Genomic DNA, 1,895 nt, shown 5'->3' on the forward strand with positions numbered 1-1,895 from the left:
TCTTTCAGGCTAATACCATTCGAACCCGCCGGGTTCTGTCCTATTTTTTCCTGGGGAGGGAGCTGGTTGGACGAGAAGGATATGGGTACAGAGTGAGGGATCTGGCTTTAGCGGTTGGAGGGCTGAAGGCAATGGCAGCGGGAGAGCTCAGGTGAAAAAAAGTGGGGATCCCTCAGACATAACGCCCTGTTAAGGGTGAGTAACGCAATACAAAAGCCGCCGCATACCACCTTAAACACTAAAACCAACGCATAGTGAAAATGACCACGCGTTGCGAATCCCTCTTAAACAGTTTGTTATGTGCCTGTTTTATCGTAATTTTCTTGGACGATTCTCATTGCTGTCTCGGCAGCAACGTTGTAACTTTCAAACTCTTGCTTGTAAAAATAGAAAAACGCGACCCCAAACTCGGCTAACTCAATAAATATAAAGTTATTTGTAGAGTGGAAAAAGTGAAAATCTTTGTTTGTAGTATGGATAACACAAAGAGAATTAAGCCTGTTAACCTTTGATTTCACGCTTAATACTTGCAATGCAGAACGAAGATTCGAGAAAACTTTTGAAGGGCTTGTATCCATAGGATCTTGAAACATTGCTATTGGCATTTTGCCAATAAAAGGTATGTATTCTGCGCCTTTTACCTTGTTTAGATTTCTTCTAAGGTCAAGAACTTGGAATTTGTACTCTAAAGTTTCTAACCATAGAACGATTAACTCTAAGGTCTCTTGAGAGAACTCTTGCTTGCTCACATAATTTTTTTCAAATTCATGCTTCAAATGCCTTTCCAAGTAGCCAAGCAGATTCGAATTGCAATCTTTGCAGGCCGGTAGCGTCGTCTTGTTGTACGTTTGAGAAGCGCAGTTAGTCGTTGTGTTGAATGTTCGTTTTGTACAACGATTATAGACCCACTGAGGAATCACATGCTCTCTCGTCAACTGCTCTTGAGAACCACAAATTATGCATATGTCTGCGGAGTGATTTGCAATTATTGCTTCAATTACTTTCTTCTTATTTACCCTAATTTTCTTTCTAAACTGAATCAGCTTCAACTGAATACTCATTTAACAAATGACTCCTAACTCACTCAGGCACATAACGCTTGGTTCAGGTGCGCCGTAGGCGTCACCTGGAACCACTTGTTACACGTCTGGGCTAGTTTTAACCACCAGTATATATTTCTATGCCATCAAATTGATCGTTTTCATCATAGTCCATTATGATAGTTGAACTAGCACGCGCTCTTGTTATTCCAACATAAAGTTTTGCTCGAACTTCATTTTTTAATTTATGGTTGTTATTTTTGATCCACTCTTTCATTGTTTTTGTGGGATATATTAATACTCGATCTGCGGTTAAACCTTTTGATTCACCAAAGTTTTGAACCTCATAATTGGGATTTGTCTTTGTTGAGGAACTCCATCTTAACTGCAGCGGATTATATTTTTTTAAATAATCCTCAACTAGTGATGGTTTTATTATATATACCCTAAGTGTTCAACATCTAGCTTACATGTATCACAGTTACAAGAGTTCGGAGATGGTAAGCTTGGATAGAGCTTACCTGAATAGTCACATATTTTTTGATTATTCCGGTGTGAAGCGGCTAGAGTTGTTGTGTCAATTTCACAAGAGATTCTTTTACCTAATTCATTTTCAACAAATTTTTTTATATTGCCGTCTGCATATTTCCCATATTTTTTTGAGTGATGAGTTAAGTATGTTACTTGTCTTGGATCTCCCACAAGAGTTACTAATGAATCTGATTTTAATAAAAGCTTAATGATATCGAGATCATAACCAGCTAAATCTTGCACTTCATCGATATAAATGTGTTTGAACAGCCTTGATACTCGTGAGATCACAGCGCCTTTTGTTACTTTTATCTGTAGAACAGA

General features: G+C 38.2%; 3 protein-coding genes. All 3 read right to left on the bottom strand.

What is annotated here, in order from left to right; translation table 11 throughout:
* Positions 1-296: 296 nt before the first annotated feature.
* Positions 297-1,061: a hypothetical protein gene (locus tag DZ54_RS0116700; RefSeq protein WP_025675335.1), complete on the bottom strand. Its 765-nt coding sequence runs from the start codon at positions 1,059-1,061 to the stop codon at positions 297-299.
* A gap of 97 nt (positions 1,062-1,158) precedes the next feature.
* Positions 1,159-1,317 carry a hypothetical protein gene (locus DZ54_RS25350; RefSeq protein ID WP_164831619.1) on the bottom strand — a complete coding sequence of 53 codons (159 nt, stop codon included), beginning with the start codon at positions 1,315-1,317 and terminating at the stop codon, positions 1,159-1,161.
* Between the two features lie 158 nt (positions 1,318-1,475).
* Positions 1,476-1,895 (bottom strand): UvrD-helicase domain-containing protein (locus tag DZ54_RS25065; protein WP_164831620.1); only part of this gene is annotated, 420 nt, incomplete at its 5' end.

It is taken from the genome of Salinivibrio socompensis S35, assembly GCF_000513715.1.
Lineage (GTDB): Bacteria > Pseudomonadota > Gammaproteobacteria > Enterobacterales > Vibrionaceae > Salinivibrio > Salinivibrio socompensis.